Origin of the sequence: Streptomyces sp. NPDC057697 (assembly GCF_042799335.1) — a bacterium.
GTDB lineage: Bacteria > Actinomycetota > Actinomycetes > Streptomycetales > Streptomycetaceae > Streptomyces.
In genome coordinates this window covers 802,740-819,626 of sequence record NZ_JBHVJA010000002.1, presented here as the reverse complement: position 1 = coordinate 819,626, position 16,887 = coordinate 802,740, and the positions used below count along the sequence as shown (strand labels likewise).

The following is a 16,887-nucleotide window of genomic DNA, read 5'->3' as shown; positions in this document are numbered from 1 at the left end:
TGGAAGGGACCAAAGTCCTTTAACTCGAACGTTTGGGCTGGGCTCCACCCCATAGAAGTACGGCTGTGACCTAGTCGACACCGAGGAATCAAAAAAAAGTTTCCAGAAGGGGTTGTATCCGCCGCTGAGGTTTGCGAATCTCTACATGGCGATCGGGACGGCCCGCAACACCGGCCTCCACTGAGAGCCAGAACCCCTCCTCACTGCACAGGACCACAACCAGTTCATCTGGGCGTCGGCCCATCACCTGTGGGGGGATTCGTGAAAGCGTTCACATTCACAAGCACCAGTATGTAATACCAAGGAGAGGTAGCAGCCATGGACTGGCGTCACAACGCCGTTTGTCGTGAGGAAGACCCCGAGCTGTTCTTCCCCATCGGCAACACCGGTCCTGCGCTGCTGCAGATCGAGGAAGCCAAGGCCGTCTGCCGTCGCTGCCCCGTCATGGAGCAGTGCCTGCAGTGGGCGCTCGAGTCCGGCCAGGACTCCGGCGTCTGGGGTGGCCTCAGCGAGGACGAGCGCCGCGCGATGAAGCGCCGTGCCGCTCGCAACCGGGCGCGTAACGCCAGCGCCTGACCGACGCCACCGCTACGAGCCTCAGCCAGGCGGCGCGTACAGAGCGTACGCACAACCCCGCCCCCCGAGTCGCAGCGCGCAGTACCCCCGAAGCGCATGCATGAACAGTGGGCCCGGACCGTGAGAACGGTCCGGGCCCACTGCTGTGTGCGGGCCATCGCCCGGCCGCCGTCGCCAACCGGCCGACGGCGAGGGCTACTTCTCGGACCGGACCGGGATGTCGAGCACCACCTGGGTGCCGCGTTCGGGAGCCGGGACCATGCCGAAGGTTCCGCCGAGCTCCCCCTCCACCAGCGTCCTGACGATCTGGAGCCCCAGATTGCCGGCGCGCTGCGGATCGAACCCCTCGGGCAGTCCGCACCCGTCGTCCTGGACCGTGATCAGCAGCCGGGTCCCGGCCGAGGAGCCGCCGCGCACCGCGGACACCTCCACCGTTCCGGACTCGGCGAGCGTGAAGGCGTGCTCCAGGGCGTTCTGCAGGACCTCCGTGAGCACCATCGCCAGCGGCGTGGCCACTTCGGCGTCGAGGATGCCGAAGCGTCCCGTCCGGCGGCAGGTGACCTTGCCCGGCGAGATCTCGGCGACCATCGCGATGACGCGGTCGGCGATGTCGTCGAACTCCACCCGCTCGTCCAGATTCTGGGACAGCGTCTCATGGACGATGGCGATCGAACCGACGCGCCGGACCGCCTCGTTGAGCGCCTCGCGGCCGCGCACGGAGTCCATCCGGCGGGCCTGGAGCCGCAACAGGGCGGCAACGGTCTGGAGGTTGTTCTTCACCCGGTGGTGGATCTCCCGGATGGTGGCGTCCTTGGTGATCAACTCGCGTTCGCGGCGACGGAGTTCGGTCACGTCCCGGAGCAGGACCAGCGAGCCGATCCGGACGCCCTTGGGCTTGAGCGGGATCGCGCGGAGCTGGATCACCCCGCCCGCGCACTCGACCTCGAACTCCCGGGGCGCGTAGCCGCTGGCCAGTTTCACCAGGGCCTCGTCCACCGGGCCCCGGGAGGGGGCGAGTTCGGCGGTGATCCCGCCGAGGTGCTGGCCGACCAGGTCGGAGGCGAGGCCCAGACGGTGGTACGCGGAGAGGCCGTTGGGGCTGGCGTACTGGACGACCCCGTCGGCGTCGAGCCGGATCAGCCCGTCGCCGACGCGCGGCGAGGCGTCCATGTCGACCTGCTGGCCGGGGAAGGGGAAGGACCCGGCGGCGATCATCTGGGCCAGGTCGGAGGCCGACTGGAGATAGGTGAGCTCCAGCCGGGACGGGGTCCGGACGGTGAGGAGGTTGGTGTTGCGGGCGATGACCCCGAGGACCCGGCCCTCCCTGCGCACGGGGATGGACTCGACCCGTACCGGCACCTCCTCGCGCCACTCCGGGTCGCCCTCGCGCACGATCCGGCCCTCGTCCAGCGCCGCGTCCAGCAGGGGGCGGCGGCCGCGCGGCACCAGGTGTCCGACCATGTCGTCCTGGTAGGAGGTGGGGCCGGTGTTGGGGCGCATCTGGGCGACGGACACATAGCGGGTGCCGTCCCGGGTGGGCACCCAGAGCACGAGGTCGGCGAAGGAGAGGTCGGAGAGCAGCTGCCACTCCGAGACCAGCAGGTGCAGCCACTCCAGGTCGGTGTCACCGAGGGCTGTGTGCTGGCGTACGAGGTCGTTCATGGAGGGCACGTGTGCGAGCGTACCCGCGTGCGGGCAAAGGTTCCGAACCGGACGACCCGGCCGCGCGTGCAGGAGGAAGGGCCCGGAAATTGCGGCGCTCCGACGGATGGACACGGGCGAATGGTCTAGTCCACAATGCTCAAGACAGAGCTTCCGCTCTCCCCGCACAGGAGGGCGGATCGAGGTACCCGCGCTCTCTGCCCTGACCGCGCCGGTATCTCTCCCCCGGCCGGGGGCACCGCACACCGTCGGCCGGACAGACCGGTCGTACCGGCCGGTCTTACTCCGGGCTGCGGTGCCGGACGGGCCGAGGGTCCCGTCCCGGCGCCGTGGCCCGCGGGTGTTCCCGGGGCCGTCCGCCGCGCTCAGCGGGTCTCGGTGACCTTGGCCAGGGCGCGGGGCGCGTCCGGATCCTGGCCGCGGGCGATCGTCACCTCGTACGCCAGCAGTTGCAGCGGCAGGATCTCCAGGACCGGCTGGAGCTCCTCGGCGACCCCGGCGGTCGGCAGCACGAAACCCGCGGAGGCCGCCTCGACCTGGGCCCGCGGGCCGACCACGAAGAGGTCCGCGCCACGGCCCCGCAGCCGGTCCAGGACCGGCTGGAGCGCCTCGCCGCCCCGGCCGTCGGTGACCACGGCGATCACCGGGGAGATGTTGTCGACCATCGCCAGCGGGCCGTGCAGCAGGTCGGCGCCCGAGTAGGAGAGGGCCGGGATGTAGCTGGTCTCCATCAGCTTCAGGGCCGCTTCCTTGGCGGTGGGGTAGCCGTAGCCGCGGGAGGTGATGACCATGCGCTCGGCGAAGCGGTAGCGCGCCGCCAGGGCCCTGACCTCGTCCCCGCGGGCCAGGATCTCCGCGGCCCGGTCCGGCAGGACCCCGGCGGCCGAGCCGTCGCCCCCGGCCAGCCCCTCGACGAAGAGGTAGAGGGACAGGAGCGAGGCGGTGTACGTCTTGGTGGCGGGTAGGGCCTTCTCCGGTCCGGCCAGGATGTCGATGTGGTACTCGGAGACGGCGGACAGCGCCGAGTCCCGGTTGTTGGTGACGGCCAGCGTGATCGCGCCGGCCTCGCGCGCCGCCCGCGTGGAGGCGACCAGGTCGGGCGAACCGCCGGACTGGCTGACGGTGATCACCAGGACGTCCCTGAGGTCCGGCTTCGCGCCGTACGCGGTGGTGGTCGACATCGAGGCGAGCCCGCAGGGCAGGCCCAGCCGGATCTCCAGCAGGTACTTGGCGTACAGCGCGGCGTTGTCCGAGGTGCCCCGGGCGGTGAGCAGGACGAAGCGCGGCTTCCGCGCCGCGACGGCGGCGGCCGCCGCTCGGATCGCGGGGGCGCCCCGGTCCAGGATGCGGCGGAGCACCGCGGGCTGCTCGGCCATCTCGCCGGACATGATCCGGCCCGGCCGCTCGCTCTCCCGGGCGGGTGGAGTGGCGGACATGTCGAGTGCCTCCCAGGGGTCCCGGGGCGCCGGCGACGCCGTCCGGACCAGTCGACCACGGAGGGCCGAAGGACCGCCAGCGGACGGCGGCCGTCGTGGGCGCATCCACCGTGCCCGCGTTGACGGGGTCTGCTAGATTGGGAGCCTATTGGTCTATACCACCTGACTCCACTCTTCAGATCGGCAGGCCCGCGCGTGGAAGTTGTCATCGTCCCGGACGCCAAGGCAGGCGGCGAACTCATCGCGGAGGCCATCGCCGCCCTGCTGAGCCGCAAGCCCGACGCCCTTCTCGGCGTTGCCACCGGCTCGACCCCGCTGCCCATCTACCAGGCGCTGGCTGCCAAGGTCCGCTCCGGTGCCGTCGACGCCTCGCGCGCCCGCATCTGCCAGCTCGACGAGTACGTCGGACTGCCGGCGGGCCACCCCGAGTCCTACCGCTCGGTGGTGCTGCGCGAGGTCGTCGAACCGCTCGGTCTGTCCGAGTCCTCCTTCATGGGCCCCGACGGCTCCGCCGAGGACGTCCAGGCGGCCTGCCAGGCGTACGACAAGGCGCTCGCCGAGGCGGGCGGCGTGGACCTCCAGCTCCTCGGCATCGGCACCGACGGACACATAGGCTTCAACGAGCCGTGCTCCTCGCTCGCCTCCCGTACCCGGATCAAGACGCTCACCGAGCAGACCCGGATCGACAACGCGCGCTTCTTCGACGACGACATCACGCAGGTGCCGCACCACGTGATCACCCAGGGCATCGGCACCATCCTGGAGGCCCGTCACCCCGTCCTGCTCGCCACCGGCGAGGGCAAGGCGGACGCCGTGGCGCAGACGGTGGAGGGCCCGGTCGCCTCGGTCGTGCCCGCGTCGGCGCTCCAGCTCCACCCGCACGCCACGGTGGTGGTCGACGAGGCCGCCGCGTCCAAGCTGAAGCTGGCGGACTACTTCCGCGCCACGTACGCGGCCAAGCCCGCGTGGCAGGGGCTGTAGGACCTCGCCCACGGACCGGACCGGGCTCGCGGGTCCGGTCCCGGAGAGGCCCCGGCCGACCGGGACACGACGAGAGGGCCGGGGCACCCGCACTGGGTGCCCCGGCCCTCTCGTGCGCCGTCGACGGGCCCGGCCGGGCGTGATGCGGCCCCCCGGCCCCGCATCACGCCCGGCGCTCAGGCCGCCGGGCCGTCCGTGCCCCTGACGATGAGCTCCGCCGCCGCGAGGCCGCAGACCCGGGCCGCGCCATGGGTGGCGATGTGCAGGGCGCCACGGGCGGCCGCCTGCGGAACGCCCATCTCGACCACGACGGTGTCGGGCCGCCGGGCCACCAGGGCGTCGAGCGCCTCGCCCATCCAGGCGTGCCGGTGGACGTCGCGGACCACGACGACGATGCGCCGCTCCCCCGCCGCCGCCAGCACCGCTTCGACGGGCGCCTCGGTCTCGCTGCTGTACGTCCCGGTCCCGGTGCCCGGCACCAGCCGGGCCAGCTCGGCGCCGACGCCCCACGGGGTCTCGTCGCCGACGGCGATGTTCGACGCCGAGGTGAACGCGGCGACGTACCCGGGCTCGGTCAGCGGGGCGGCGGAGCCGGTCGCCCGCACGGCCCGGCGGGCCGCGACCAGGCCGATGTCGGAGCCGATTCCGGTGCCGGGCGCGGTCCCCTCCTGCGCTGCCGCACCCGGACCCGGACCGGCCTCCTTGGCCCCCTGCGTCCAGGACGCGAGGGCACGCACCCGTGCGGCCGCGTCCGCGAGCCGCTCCTCGGCGAGTTCACCGCTGTGCACCGCGCGGACCAGCGCGTCGCGCAGCCGGAGCACCGTGCCGTCGTCCTCCAGGCCGCCACCGACACAGAGCGCGTCGGCCCCGGCGGCGATCGCGAGGACGGAGCCCTGCTCGATGCCGTACGTCGCGGAGATGGCCTGCATCTCCACGGCGTCGGTGACGATCAGACCGTCGTAGCCCAGCTCCTGGCGGAGCAGGCCGGTGAGGATCTGCGGGCTCACCGTGGCGGGACGCTCCGGGTCGAGCGCGGGCAGCAGGATGTGCGCGCTCATCACGCACTTGGAGCCCGCCGCGATGGCCGCCCGGAAGGGCACCAGCTCACGGGCGTGCAGGGTCTCCAGGTCCACGTCGATGCGCGGCATCGCGTGGTGCGAGTCGATCGCGGTGTCGCCGTGCCCCGGGAAGTGCTTGGTGCAGGCGGCGACCCCGGCGGCCTGGAGGCCCTCGATGTACGCGGCGGTGTGCCGGGCCACGAGCGCGGTGTCGGCGCCGAAGGACCGTACGCCGATGATCGGGTTGCCCGGGTTGGAGTTGACGTCCGCGGACGGCGCCCAGTTGAGGTTGACGCCGCACTCGGCGAGCCGGCGGCCGAGCTCCTGGGCGACCGCGCGGGTCAGGTCGAGGTCGTCGACGTGTCCGAGGGCGAGGTTGCCCGGGAACGAGGAGCCGGTGCGCACCTCCAGGCGGGTGACGTCGCCGCCCTCCTCGTCGATCGCGACGAGAAGGTCCTCGCGCCCGGCCCTGAGCTGGGCGGTGAGCGCGGTGACCTGCTCGGCCGTACGGATGTTGCGCCCGAACAGCGCGACGGAGGCGAGGCCCTCGTCGACCCGGCGCAGCACCCAGTCCGGGGCGGTGGTGCCGGTGAATCCGGGCTGGAGGACGGCGAGCGCGTCGCGGGTGACGGTGTCCGTGGTGGATATCAAGGTGGTCATGGGTTATCCCTTCACGGCACCGTCGGTGAGGCCGCTCACGGCCTTGCGCTGCAGGAAGACGAACAGGACGAGGATCGGGATGGCGAAGATCGAGGCCGCCGCCATGGTGGCGCCCCAGTCGTCGCCGAACTGGCTCTGGAACTGGGAGAGCCAGAGCGGAAGCGTCTTGGCCTCGGGGTCCTTGTTGAGGATCAGGACCAGCGGGAATTCGTTCCACGCGGTGATGAAGCCGAAGAGCGAGGTGGCCATCAGACCGGGGGCGAGCAGCGGCAGGATGACCTTGACGAACGCCTGCGGGCGCGTGCAGCCGTCGACCATGGCGGACTCCTCCAGTTCCTTGGGCACCGCGGCAACGTAGCCGCGCAGCGTGAGGATCGTGAAGGGGAGCACCATCACCATGTAGAAGAGCGTCAGCGGGACCAGGCTGTTGAGCATGTCCGCGTCGCGGACCAGCATGTAGATCGCGATGACCATGACTTCCCACGGCGCCATCTGGGCGATCATGAAGACCAGGATCATGCCCTTGCGGCCCTTGAACCGCATCCGGGCCAGCGCGAACGAGGCGAAGAGCGCGATGATCAGCGAGAAGACCACCGCGAGTAGGGTGACGGTGAGCGAATTCCTGACCAGGGTCAGGAAGTTCGGTGCGTGGTACGCCGTCTTGAAGTGCTCGAAGGTGATGTCGGTCGGGAACCAGACCGGCGTCTCGGTGATGATGTCGCCGGTCGGCTTGAACGCCGTGCTGAACATCCAGTAGACGGGGAAGACCAGTGCGGCGAAGAGGATGATCGCCGTCGCGTTGGGCCAGATGCGGCCGAACAGTGAGCGCTTCACAGCTCGTCCTCCTCTTGCTTGAGAACGATGCGGAGGTAGTAGGAGGTCAGCCCCAGCATGATCAGGATGGTCAGCAGCGAGATCGCCGCGCCCATGCCGTAGTGCTGGTTGCCGACGCCCTCGACGAAGGCGTAGATCGGCAGGGTCTCGGTGAGTCGGTTGGGGCCGCCCTCACTGATGGTGAAGATCTGCGGGAACGCCTTGAAGACCCAGATGACTTCGAGGAAGGTCGTGGCGTAGAGGAAGGGCCGCAGGAACGGGAAGGTCACCGAGGTGAAGATCTTCCAGTTGCCGGCGCCGTCGAGCGCGGCGGCCTCGTACAGCTCCTTGGCGATCGTCGTGGTCGCCGCGTAGAGGTTGATCGCCACGAAGGGGATGGATCCCCAGACGATCAGCAGGGTGACCACGAAGAAGGTGGAGAACTGCGATCCGGTCCAGTTGAAGTCGGCCATCGAGTGCCAGCCGAGCTTGTCCAGCACGTAGTTGACCACGCCGTAGCGCGAGGCGAACAGCCACTGGAAGACGGTGGACGCGGCCACGATCGGCATCGCCCAGGCGAGCACCAGGCCGACCATCAGGGTCAGCCGCATCTTCTTGCCGAGGCGGGCGAGCAGCAGTCCGACCAGGGTGCCGAGGACCATGATCAGGACGACGTTGGCGCCGGTGAACACGATCGTCCGGAGTGTGACCTTCCAGAAGTCCTCACCGGTGAGGACCTCCTGGTAGTTCTTGAAGCCGTTCCACTCGGTGACATGCTGGATCAGCTGTCCCATATTGAGGTTCTGGAACGACAGCATGGCGTTCTTCACCAAGGGGTACCCGAGGAGGAGCGCCGTCACCGCGAGTGCGGGAATCATCAACAGGTACGGCGCCGCGCCGATCCCCGGCTTCCGCTTCTTTCCCCCGTGCTGCCCGACGGGTGGTTTCCCGTCCTGCCTGCGGACTGCGGCCGTCTTGGCCACATCCGAGGGATCGGTCTGCACTGCCATGCTCGCCATCTCTTCCAACAAAGCCCTACACGGAACGGTGCGTACAACCGGGGCGGCGGGTCAGGACCCGCCGCCCCGGCGCGGGACGCGCTACTGCGACTACTGCTGCTGGCTGAGGCGCTTGTTGAGCTCGCCCTCGACCTGCTTGGCGGCGTCGGCGGGCGACTTGCCCTGCAGAACCAGGGTCATGTAGGTCTTGATCGGGTTCGGCGGGTTCTCGACCGGCGCCCACTCCGGGATCAGCGGCGTGGTGCCACCGGACTTGGCGGCGGCCGGACCGGCGGCCTCGGCGGCGGGCTGGCCGACGGTGTACTTCTGCATGGCGTCGTTCTTCGGGGACCAGCCGGCCTCCTTGATGAGCGCGCCGTCGTTCTGCTCGGAGAGCGCGATCTTCAGGAATTCCTTGGCCAGGTCCTGCTTCTTGCTGCCCGCGGCCACGGCGAGGTTCGAGCCGCCCAGGAAGACGCCCTCGGGCTTGTCGGCGGTCTCACCGGGGATGGTGAAGAAGCCGATGTCGTCCTTGAGCTTCGGGTTGGCCTTGAGTGCGGTACCGGCCTCGTAGCCCATCGCGATGATGGCGCCGGTCTTGCCCTTGGCGAAGACCTCGGCCTGCTGCGGGGTGGCCTCGTCCTTGTCCTTGGGAGCCTTGGAGAAGGCCTGGTACTGCTTGTAGACGTCCATGGCCTCGGCGACCTTCGGGTCGGCCAGGTTGGAGACGTACTTGTCGCCTTCCTTCTTGACCGGCGAGACGTCCTTGCCGACGAGCAGGCCGTCGAAGAAGTACCAGTTCTGGCCGGGCAGGTAGATCGGCTCGGCGTCGCCCTTCTTCTCGATGGCCTTGAACGCCTTGAAGAGGTCGTCGCGGGTCTTCGGCGTCTCGGTGATACCGGCGTCCTTGAAGACCTTCTTGTTGTACATGACGACGCGGTTGCCCACGTACCACGGCAGGGCGTACTGCTTGCCGTCGTAGATGGAGGGCTGGTTGACGCCGTCGGCCCAGGCGGAGCCGATCTCCTTCTTCAGGTCACCGAGGTCCGCGAGACCGCCGGTCTTGGCGTACGCCGGGGTCTGGGTGTTGCCGATCTCCAGGACGTCCGGCGGGTTGGACTCGGAGAGGGCGGTGGTGACCTTCTGCTGAATGCCGTTCCAGTCCTGGACTTCGATCTTCAGCTTGGCCTTGGTCTTCTTCTCGAACTCCTCGGTGACCGTCTTGGTCCACCCGTCCGGGTTCGAGCCGGACATGGTCCACACCGTCAGGGTCTGGCCCTTGTACGCGTCCGGACCGGCCTTCTTGCCACTGTCGCCGCCGTCGTCGGACCCACACGCGGCGAGGCCGATCATCATGCCCGCGACGCCGATCGCCGCGATGAGCTTGCGCTTCACGCCAAACCCTCCTCAGGGATACTGCAACCCCGCCCACCGCGAAGACATTCGACGAGTACTGCTGGGGCTGGACCTGGTCTTTAATGGTTTAGACCAGTACCGGGAGCTTGGCCTAGACCTTTTGGGGTGTCAAGGGTGTATAAGAAGTGCACTCGCGTCCGTTATAGGACCGACACCTAAGGGAGGGCGACGAGCCGTGACCGGACCGTGCCACCATGTGAGCCGCGACAGACGGAGGAGCCGGTGACGGCAGCAACGCAAGCGTCGGGAAGGCGGACCATGGGTGCCGACGGGGGCAGTACGGAGAACGAGACGGGCGCGGCCACGCGTACGGCGCGCGTCCCGAAGTACTACCGGCTGAAGCGACATCTGCTCGACATGACGGACACCATGCCGCCGGGCACCCCCGTGCCACCGGAGCGGACCCTGGCCGCCGAGTTCGACACCTCGCGCACCACCGTGCGCCAGGCGCTCCAGGAGCTGGTCGTCGAGGGCCGCCTGGAGCGCATCCAGGGCAAGGGCACCTTCGTCGCCAAGCCGAAGGTCTCGCAGGCCCTGCAACTCACCTCGTACACCGAGGACATGCGCGCCCAGGGCCTCGAACCGACGTCCCAGCTGCTGGACATCGGCTACGTGACCGCCGACGACACGCTCGCCGGACTCCTCGACATCACCGCCGGCGGCCGGGTGCTGCGGATCGAGCGGCTTCGGCTGGCGAGCGGCGAGCCGATGGCGATCGAGACCACCCATCTTTCGGCCAAACGCTTTCCGGCGCTGCGCCGTTCGCTGGTGAAGTACACCTCCCTCTACACCGCGCTGGCGGAGGTGTACGACGTACGGCTGGCGGAGGCCGAGGAGACCATCGAGACCTCACTGGCCACCCCGCGCGAGGCCGGGCTGCTCGGCACGGACGTGGGCCTGCCGATGCTGATGCTCTCCCGGCACTCGGTCGACGGACAGGGCGAGCCGGTGGAGTGGGTGCGCTCGGTCTACCGGGGCGACCGGTACAAGTTCGTGGCGCGGCTGAAGCGGCCCACGGACTGAGAGCGTCCGGCGCGATGGACGATTTTCCGCCACCGCGCCCGTACGGACCACCGCTGAGGGCCCCCGTGGAATTCACCATTCCACGGGGGCCTCTCGCATGCCCTGGTACGGACCAACTCTCGTACGCCTGACGCAATTTCGAGCATATGCACCCACCCGGGCGACCGTTGTCGGACCGCAATGCGGACAGGGGGTGACGTTGACCGGAACCCTCCCCTAGATTTCCTGCGCATTACCAGGTGATCAGCGAGGGGACGGAGTCGCCGCATGCCAGCAGAACCAGAAGGAAAACCGCCCACCGTCACACCGGTCCGGGTGGTCATCGCCCTCTGTCTCGTCGCGCCGTTCGTGGCGATGCTCTGGGTGAGTTCGTACGCGAAGGTGGACCCCACCTTCATCGGCATTCCGTTCTTCTACTGGTACCAGATGCTCTGGGTGCTCATCTCCACCGCGCTCACGATGACCGCGTACAAGCTGTGGCAGCGTGACCAGCGCGCCCGCAAGGGAGGTGGGCAGGCGTGAAGGACGGTGTGAACGGCGTCGCGCTCGGCGTCTTCATCTTCTTCTTCGTGGCCGTCACGGTCATGGGCTTCCTGGCGGCGCGGTGGCGCAAGGCCGAGAACGAGGCCAGTCTCGACGAATGGGGCCTGGGCGGTCGTTCGTTCGGGACCTGGGTCACCTGGTTCCTGCTCGGCGGCGACCTGTACACCGCGTACACCTTCGTCGCCGTTCCGGCGGCGATCTACGCGGCGGGGGCGGCGGGCTTCTTCGCCGTGCCCTACACGATCCTGGTGTACCCGCTGATCTTCACCTTCCTGCCGCGGCTCTGGTCGGTCTCGCACAAGCACGGATACGTCACCACCTCGGACTTCGTCCGCGGGCGCTTCGGCTCCAAGGGACTGTCGCTGGCGGTCGCCGTCACCGGCATCCTCGCCACGATGCCGTACATCGCGCTCCAGCTCGTCGGCATCCAGGCGGTGCTGGACGTGATGGGCGTCGGCGGCGGCGAGAACACCCACTGGTTCGTCAAGGACCTGCCGCTGCTGATCGCGTTCGCGGTGCTCGCCGCGTACACCTACTCGTCGGGGCTTCGGGCGCCCGCGCTGATCGCGTTCGTCAAGGACGGGCTGATCTACCTGGTCATCGCGGTGGCGATCATCTACATCCCGATCAAGCTCGGCGGCTTCGACGACATCTTCGCCAAGGCGGGCGAGGCGTTCTCGAAGACCAATCCGGCGACCGGACAGCCACGCGGCGCGCTCGCGCCGGGCGAGGCGGGCCACTGGGGATACGCCACCCTGGCGCTGGGCTCGGCGCTGGCGCTGTTCATGTACCCGCACTCGATCACGGCGACGCTCTCCAGCCGCAGCCGCAACGTGATCCGGCGCAACACCACGATCCTGCCGCTGTACTCGCTGATGCTGGGCCTGCTGGCGCTGCTCGGCTTCATGGCCATCGCCGCCGGGATCAAGGTGGACAACGGACAGCTGGCCATCCCGCAGCTGTTCGAGGACATGTTCCCGGACTGGTTCGCGGGCGTCGCGTTCGCCGCCATCGGCATCGGCGCGCTGGTGCCCGCCGCGATCATGTCGATCGCCGCGGCGAACCTCTTCACCCGCAACATCTACAAGGACTTCCTGAGGCCGGACGCGACCCCGGAGCAGGAGACCAAGGTCTCCAAGCTGGTGTCGCTGCTGGTCAAGGTCGGCGCGCTGGCCTTCGTCCTCACCATGGACAAGACGGTCGCGATCAACTTCCAGCTGCTCGGCGGCATCTGGATCCTCCAGACGATGCCGGCCCTGGTCGGCGGCCTGTTCACCCGCTGGTTCCACCGCTGGGCGCTGCTCGCGGGCTGGGCGGTCGGCATGGTGTACGGGACGGTGGCCGCGTACGGGGTCGCCAGCCCGACCCAGGCGCACTTCGGCGGATCGTCCAAGGAGATCCCTGGCATCGGCGAGATCGGCTACATCGGCCTCACCGCGTTCGTGCTGAACGTGGTCGTGACGGTGGTGCTCACCTTCGTCCTGAACGCCGTGAAGGCGCCCGCCGGGACCGACGAGACCTCCCCGGCCGACTACACGGCCGACGCGGGCGACCCGGGTGTCAGCGCGGAGCTCCCGCCGGCCACGGCAGGGGCGCCGGGCGGCCACTGAGGCCCGCGCCAACGGCCCGTCGACGGCCCGTCGAGCCTCCTCCAGCGGGGCGCGGCGGGCCGTCGGCGTGATCCGGCCCCACGGCCCCGGAAAGGGCCGTACGGCTCATTCTGTGGGCCCGCTCCGACGGGCGCGACACAACATGTGGGGGCTGCCTCATCAGGCAGCCCCCACATGTATGCTCGTCCTCGCTGTCGCCGCAGGGGAATCCGGTGAGAATCCGGAACTGTCCCGCAACGGTGTATTCAGTGCGCTTTTGTGCACCCCCGAGTCAGTCCGACGACCTGCCGGCAGCGCATCCGGCTCGACCGAACCGGATGCCAGACGTCCGGGCCTCGCGGTTGGGCCGGTGGACGCCGTGCGGAGTGCTGCCCTGCCCCGGGTGCGTGTCCGCCCGGCTGCCACGATCCCCCGCCGGCCCCGAGCCGAGCGAGGGAGAGCACCACGTGACCATCGCGCCAGCCGATCCGGCTTCAGTCGCCGAGTCCGCAGCAGCCGAGTCCGAGGCAGCCGTACAGGACGGACCGGGGACCGCGCTGCTGCGCACCCTGACCGCCCTCACCGCCGATCTGCCCGACACCGACCCCGGCCGGGTCGCCGCCGCCGCGCTGCGCGGCCGCAGCGCGCGGGCGGACGAGGCCGAGCTGCGCGCGCTGGCCACCGAGGCCGCCGCGGGTCTGATCTCCGAGGACCCGGCCTACTCCCGGCTCGCCGCCCGGCTCCTGACCCTCGCCATCGCGGACGAGGCGGCCGGCCAGGGCGCGGTCTCCTTCTCCGCCTCGGTCGCCGTGGGGCACCGCGAGGGCCTGATCGCGGACCGTACCGCCGAGTTCGTGGCCCGGCACGCGGCCGCGCTGGACGCGCTGGTGGAGCGTGCGCTCGCCGACGGCGCGGACGACCGCTTCGGCTACTTCGGGCTGCGGACGCTGCACAGCCGCTATCTGCTGCGCCACCCGCACACCCGTCAGGTCATCGAGACGCCCCAGCACTTCATGCTGCGCGTCGCGGCCGGGCTCGCCGAGGACGACTCGCAGCGCGCGGTGGACGAGGTGGCGGCGCTGTACGGGCTGATGAGCCGACTCGACTACCTGCCCTCCTCCCCCACGCTCTTCAACTCCGGCACCCGGCACCCGCAGATGTCCTCCTGCTACCTGCTGGACTCCCCGCTGGACGAGCTCGACTCGATCTACGACCGCTACCACCAGGTGGCGCGGCTCTCGAAGCACGCGGGCGGCATCGGTCTGTCGTACTCCCGCATCCGCTCCCGCGGTTCGCTGATCCGCGGCACCAACGGGCACTCCAACGGCATCGTGCCGTTCCTCAAGACGCTCGACGCCTCGGTCGCCGCGGTCAACCAGGGGGGCCGCCGCAAGGGCGCCGCCGCCGTCTACCTGGAGACCTGGCACGCGGACATCGAGGAGTTCCTGGAGCTGCGCGACAACACGGGCGAGGACCAGCGGCGTACGCACAACCTCAACCTGGCGCACTGGATCCCGGACGAGTTCATGCGCCGGGTCGACGCGGACGGCGACTGGTCGCTGTTCTCGCCCGCCGACGTGCCCGGCCTGGTCGACCTGTGGGGCGACGAGTTCGACGCCGCGTACCGGGCCGCCGAGGCGAAGGGCCTGGCCCGCAAGTCGCTCCCGGCCCGCGAGCTGTACGGCCGGATGATGCGCACCCTCGCGCAGACCGGCCAGGGCTGGATGACGTTCAAGGACGCCTCCAACCGGACCGCCAACCAGACCGCCGAGCCGGGCAGCGTGGTCCACTCGTCGAACCTGTGCACCGAGATCCTCGAAGTCACCGACGACGGGGAGACGGCCGTCTGCAACCTGGGGTCGGTCAACCTCGGCGCGTTCGTGTCCGGCGGCGACATCGACTGGGAGCGGCTGGACGCCACCGTCCGCACCGCCGTGACCTTCCTGGACCGGGTCGTCGACATCAACTTCTACCCGACCGAGCAGGCCGGCCGCTCCAACGCGAAGTGGCGCCCGGTGGGCCTGGGCGCCATGGGCCTCCAGGACGTCTTCTTCCAGCTGCGGCTGCCGTTCGACTCCCCCGCGGCCCGCGCGCTCTCCACGAAGATCTCCGAACGGATCATGCTCGCGGCCTACGAGGCGTCCTGCGAGCTCGCCGAGCGGTCGGGTCCGCTGCCCGCCTGGGAGCAGACCCGCGCCGCGCGCGGAGTGCTGCACCCGGACCACTACAGCACCGAGCTGAACTGGCCGGAGCGCTGGGACGCCCTGCGCGCCCGGGTCGCGAAGAGCGGGATGCGCAACTCGCTGCTGCTCGCCATCGCGCCGACGGCGACGATCGCCTCGATCGCGGGGGTCTACGAGTGCATCGAGCCGCAGGTCTCCAACCTCTTCAAGCGCGAGACGCTCAGCGGTGAGTTCCTCCAGGTCAACGCGTATCTGGTGGACGAGCTGAAGAAGCTCGGCGTCTGGGACGCGCGGACCCGTGAGGCGCTGCGCGAGGCGAGCGGCTCGGTGCAGGGCTTCGCCTGGATCCCGGAGGACGTGCGGGCGCTGTACCGCACGGCGTGGGAGATCCCGCAGCGCGGCCTGATCGACATGGCGGCGGCCCGTACGCCGTTCCTGGACCAGAGCCAGTCGCTGAACCTGTTCCTGGAGACGCCGACGATCGGCAAGCTCTCCTCGATGTACGCGTACGCCTGGAAGCAGGGGCTGAAGACGACGTACTACCTGCGCTCGCGCCCGGCGACCCGGATCGCCCGTGCCGCCTCCGGCCAGGCCGCGGCCGCCGCCCCCATTCCCGTACAGCAGGCGTCGGCGCCCGACGCGGACGCGATCGCCTGCTCCCTCGAAAACCCCGAGTCCTGCGAGGCCTGCCAGTAATGAGCACATCCGAGAACAAGAACCTGCTCGACCCGGGGTTCGAACTGACGCTGCGGCCGATGCGCTACCCGGACTTCTACGAGCGCTACCGCGACGCGATCAAGAACACCTGGACGGTGGAGGAGGTCGACCTGCACTCCGACGTCGCCGACCTCGCCAAGCTGTCCCCCGGTGAGCAGCACATGATCGGCCGGCTGGTCGCGTTCTTCGCGACGGGCGACTCGATCGTCTCCAACAACCTCGTGCTGACGCTGTACAAGCACATCAACTCCCCGGAGGCGCGGCTGTACCTGTCGCGGCAGCTCTTCGAGGAGGCCGTGCACGTCCAGTTCTATCTGACGCTGCTGGACACCTATCTGCCCGACCCGGACGACCGGGCCGCCGCGTTCGACGCGGTCGAGGAGATCCCCTCGATCCGTGAGAAGGCGCAGTTCTGCTTCAAGTGGATGGACTCGGTCGAGAAGATCGACCGGCTGGAGACGAAGGCCGACCGCCGCCGCTTCCTGCTGAACCTGATCTGCTTCGCGGCGTGCATCGAGGGGCTGTTCTTCTACGGCGCCTTCGCCTACGTCTACTGGTTCCGCTCGCGGGGTCTGCTGCACGGTCTCGCCACGGGCACCAACTGGGTCTTCCGTGACGAGACGATGCACATGAACTTCGCGTTCGAGGTCGTGGACACCGTCCGCAAGGAGGAGCCGGACCTCTTCGACGACGAGCTCCAGCAGCAGGTCACCGACATGCTGAAGGAGGCCGTGGCCGCGGAGCTGCAGTTCGGCCGCGATCTGTGCGGTGACGGCCTGCCCGGCATGAACACCGAGTCGATGCGGCAGTACCTGGAGTGCGTCGCCGACCAGCGGCTGACCCGGCTGGGCTTCCCGGCGGTCTACGGCTCCGAGAACCCGTTCTCCTTCATGGAGCTCCAGGGCGTGCAGGAGCTGACGAACTTCTTCGAGCGCCGGCCGTCCGCCTACCAGGTGGCGGTGGAGGGCTCGGTCGCCTTCGACGACGACTTCTAGATCCTGGCCCAGCTTCTGAGGTAGGGGCGCCGCGCAGCCGTGACCGGCTGCGCGGCGTCCGCCGTTCGTGGGGGTTCGTCGCTCCGGGCGCGTTCCGCGGCACGCAGCTCGCGGTCGATGCGGCGCTCGCGGGCGAATCCGACGAGGGTGGGCAGCAGGAAGAGGGCGATCAGCACGGTGATGCCCAGGACGTTCTGGAATGTGTTCATGGCTCCACTCTCGTCCGCGCGGAGCGAT

At 69.5% G+C, this 16,887-nt stretch carries 14 protein-coding genes and 1 riboswitch; of the genes, 7 read left to right on the top strand and 7 right to left on the bottom strand.

The window, feature by feature from the left end; all coding sequences use genetic code 11:
- The first annotated feature begins 318 nt into the window (after positions 1–318).
- Complete coding sequence (locus tag ACFVFH_RS08640; RefSeq protein ID WP_003953983.1) at positions 319–576, top strand: WhiB family transcriptional regulator; 258 nt, start codon at positions 319–321, stop codon at positions 574–576.
- A gap of 195 nt (positions 577–771) precedes the next feature.
- On the opposite strand, the gene ACFVFH_RS08635 is transcribed toward ACFVFH_RS08640, so the two are convergent.
- Positions 772–2,238: a histidine kinase N-terminal domain-containing protein gene (locus ACFVFH_RS08635; RefSeq protein ID WP_383765594.1), complete on the bottom strand. Its 1,467-nt coding sequence runs from the start codon at positions 2,236–2,238 to the stop codon at positions 772–774.
- Positions 2,239–2,603: 365 nt separating this feature from the next.
- Complete coding sequence (locus ACFVFH_RS08630) at positions 2,604–3,674, bottom strand: SIS domain-containing protein (RefSeq protein WP_383765158.1); 1,071 nt, start codon at positions 3,672–3,674, stop codon at positions 2,604–2,606.
- Positions 3,675–3,869: 195 nt separating this feature from the next.
- Between ACFVFH_RS08630 and nagB the strand changes: the two genes are divergently transcribed.
- Positions 3,870–4,655, top strand: coding sequence for a glucosamine-6-phosphate deaminase (nagB, locus tag ACFVFH_RS08625; protein ID WP_383765157.1), 786 nt, complete (start codon positions 3,870–3,872; stop codon positions 4,653–4,655).
- A 176-nt stretch (positions 4,656–4,831) separates the two neighbouring features.
- Here the strand turns inward: nagB and ACFVFH_RS08620 are convergent, their stop codons facing one another.
- The 4 genes from ACFVFH_RS08620 to ACFVFH_RS08605 all read right to left on the bottom strand — a co-directional run bounded on the left by ACFVFH_RS08620 (position 4,832) and on the right by ACFVFH_RS08605 (position 9,579).
- On the bottom strand, positions 4,832–6,373 hold the full coding sequence (locus ACFVFH_RS08620) for a glycoside hydrolase family 3 protein (RefSeq protein WP_383765155.1): 1,542 nt from the start codon (positions 6,371–6,373) through the stop codon (positions 4,832–4,834).
- A gap of 3 nt (positions 6,374–6,376) precedes the next feature.
- A complete protein-coding gene (locus ACFVFH_RS08615) occupies positions 6,377–7,207 on the bottom strand; it encodes a carbohydrate ABC transporter permease (protein ID WP_344508893.1) in 831 nt (276 codons plus the stop codon).
- Positions 7,204–8,196 (bottom strand): carbohydrate ABC transporter permease, encoded by a 993-nt coding sequence (locus tag ACFVFH_RS08610; protein ID WP_383765153.1) that lies wholly within the window; start codon positions 8,194–8,196, stop codon positions 7,204–7,206. Before ACFVFH_RS08610 ends, ACFVFH_RS08615 begins: the two co-directional genes overlap by 4 nt.
- Positions 8,197–8,295: 99 nt before the next feature.
- Positions 8,296–9,579 carry an extracellular solute-binding protein gene (locus ACFVFH_RS08605; protein ID WP_383765151.1) on the bottom strand — a complete coding sequence of 428 codons (1,284 nt, stop codon included), beginning with the start codon at positions 9,577–9,579 and terminating at the stop codon, positions 8,296–8,298.
- Between the two features lie 279 nt (positions 9,580–9,858).
- Here ACFVFH_RS08605 and ACFVFH_RS08600 point away from each other — a divergent pair, with 279 nt between their 5' ends.
- From ACFVFH_RS08600 to ACFVFH_RS08580, 5 genes are all read left to right on the top strand, one after another.
- A complete protein-coding gene (locus tag ACFVFH_RS08600) occupies positions 9,859–10,623 on the top strand; it encodes a GntR family transcriptional regulator (RefSeq protein WP_383765149.1) in 765 nt (254 codons plus the stop codon).
- A gap of 267 nt (positions 10,624–10,890) precedes the next feature.
- Positions 10,891–11,145, top strand: a complete 255-nt coding sequence (locus ACFVFH_RS08595) for a DUF3311 domain-containing protein (protein WP_383765148.1) — start codon at positions 10,891–10,893, stop codon at positions 11,143–11,145.
- On the top strand, positions 11,142–12,776 hold the full coding sequence (gene mctP, locus ACFVFH_RS08590) for a monocarboxylate uptake permease MctP (protein ID WP_383765147.1): 1,635 nt from the start codon (positions 11,142–11,144) through the stop codon (positions 12,774–12,776). The genes ACFVFH_RS08595 and mctP overlap by 4 nt, the downstream gene beginning before the upstream one ends.
- A gap of 165 nt (positions 12,777–12,941) precedes the next feature.
- A riboswitch (cobalamin riboswitch) is annotated at positions 12,942–13,083 on the top strand.
- Between the two features lie 139 nt (positions 13,084–13,222).
- Entirely contained in the window at positions 13,223–15,634 is a 2,412-nt protein-coding gene (locus tag ACFVFH_RS08585; protein WP_383765146.1) for a ribonucleoside-diphosphate reductase subunit alpha, read from the top strand.
- The gene (locus ACFVFH_RS08580; RefSeq protein ID WP_383765144.1) at positions 15,634–16,650 is read left to right on the top strand and encodes a ribonucleotide-diphosphate reductase subunit beta; all 1,017 of its coding nucleotides are present in this window, start codon (positions 15,634–15,636) and stop codon (positions 16,648–16,650) included. The genes ACFVFH_RS08585 and ACFVFH_RS08580 overlap by 1 nt, the downstream gene beginning before the upstream one ends.
- Here the strand turns inward: ACFVFH_RS08580 and ACFVFH_RS08575 are convergent.
- Entirely contained in the window at positions 16,647–16,859 is a 213-nt protein-coding gene (locus tag ACFVFH_RS08575) for a hypothetical protein (RefSeq protein ID WP_383765142.1), read from the bottom strand. The two genes, ACFVFH_RS08580 and ACFVFH_RS08575, sit on opposite strands and share 4 nt — an antisense overlap.
- Positions 16,860–16,887 lie beyond the last annotated feature (28 nt).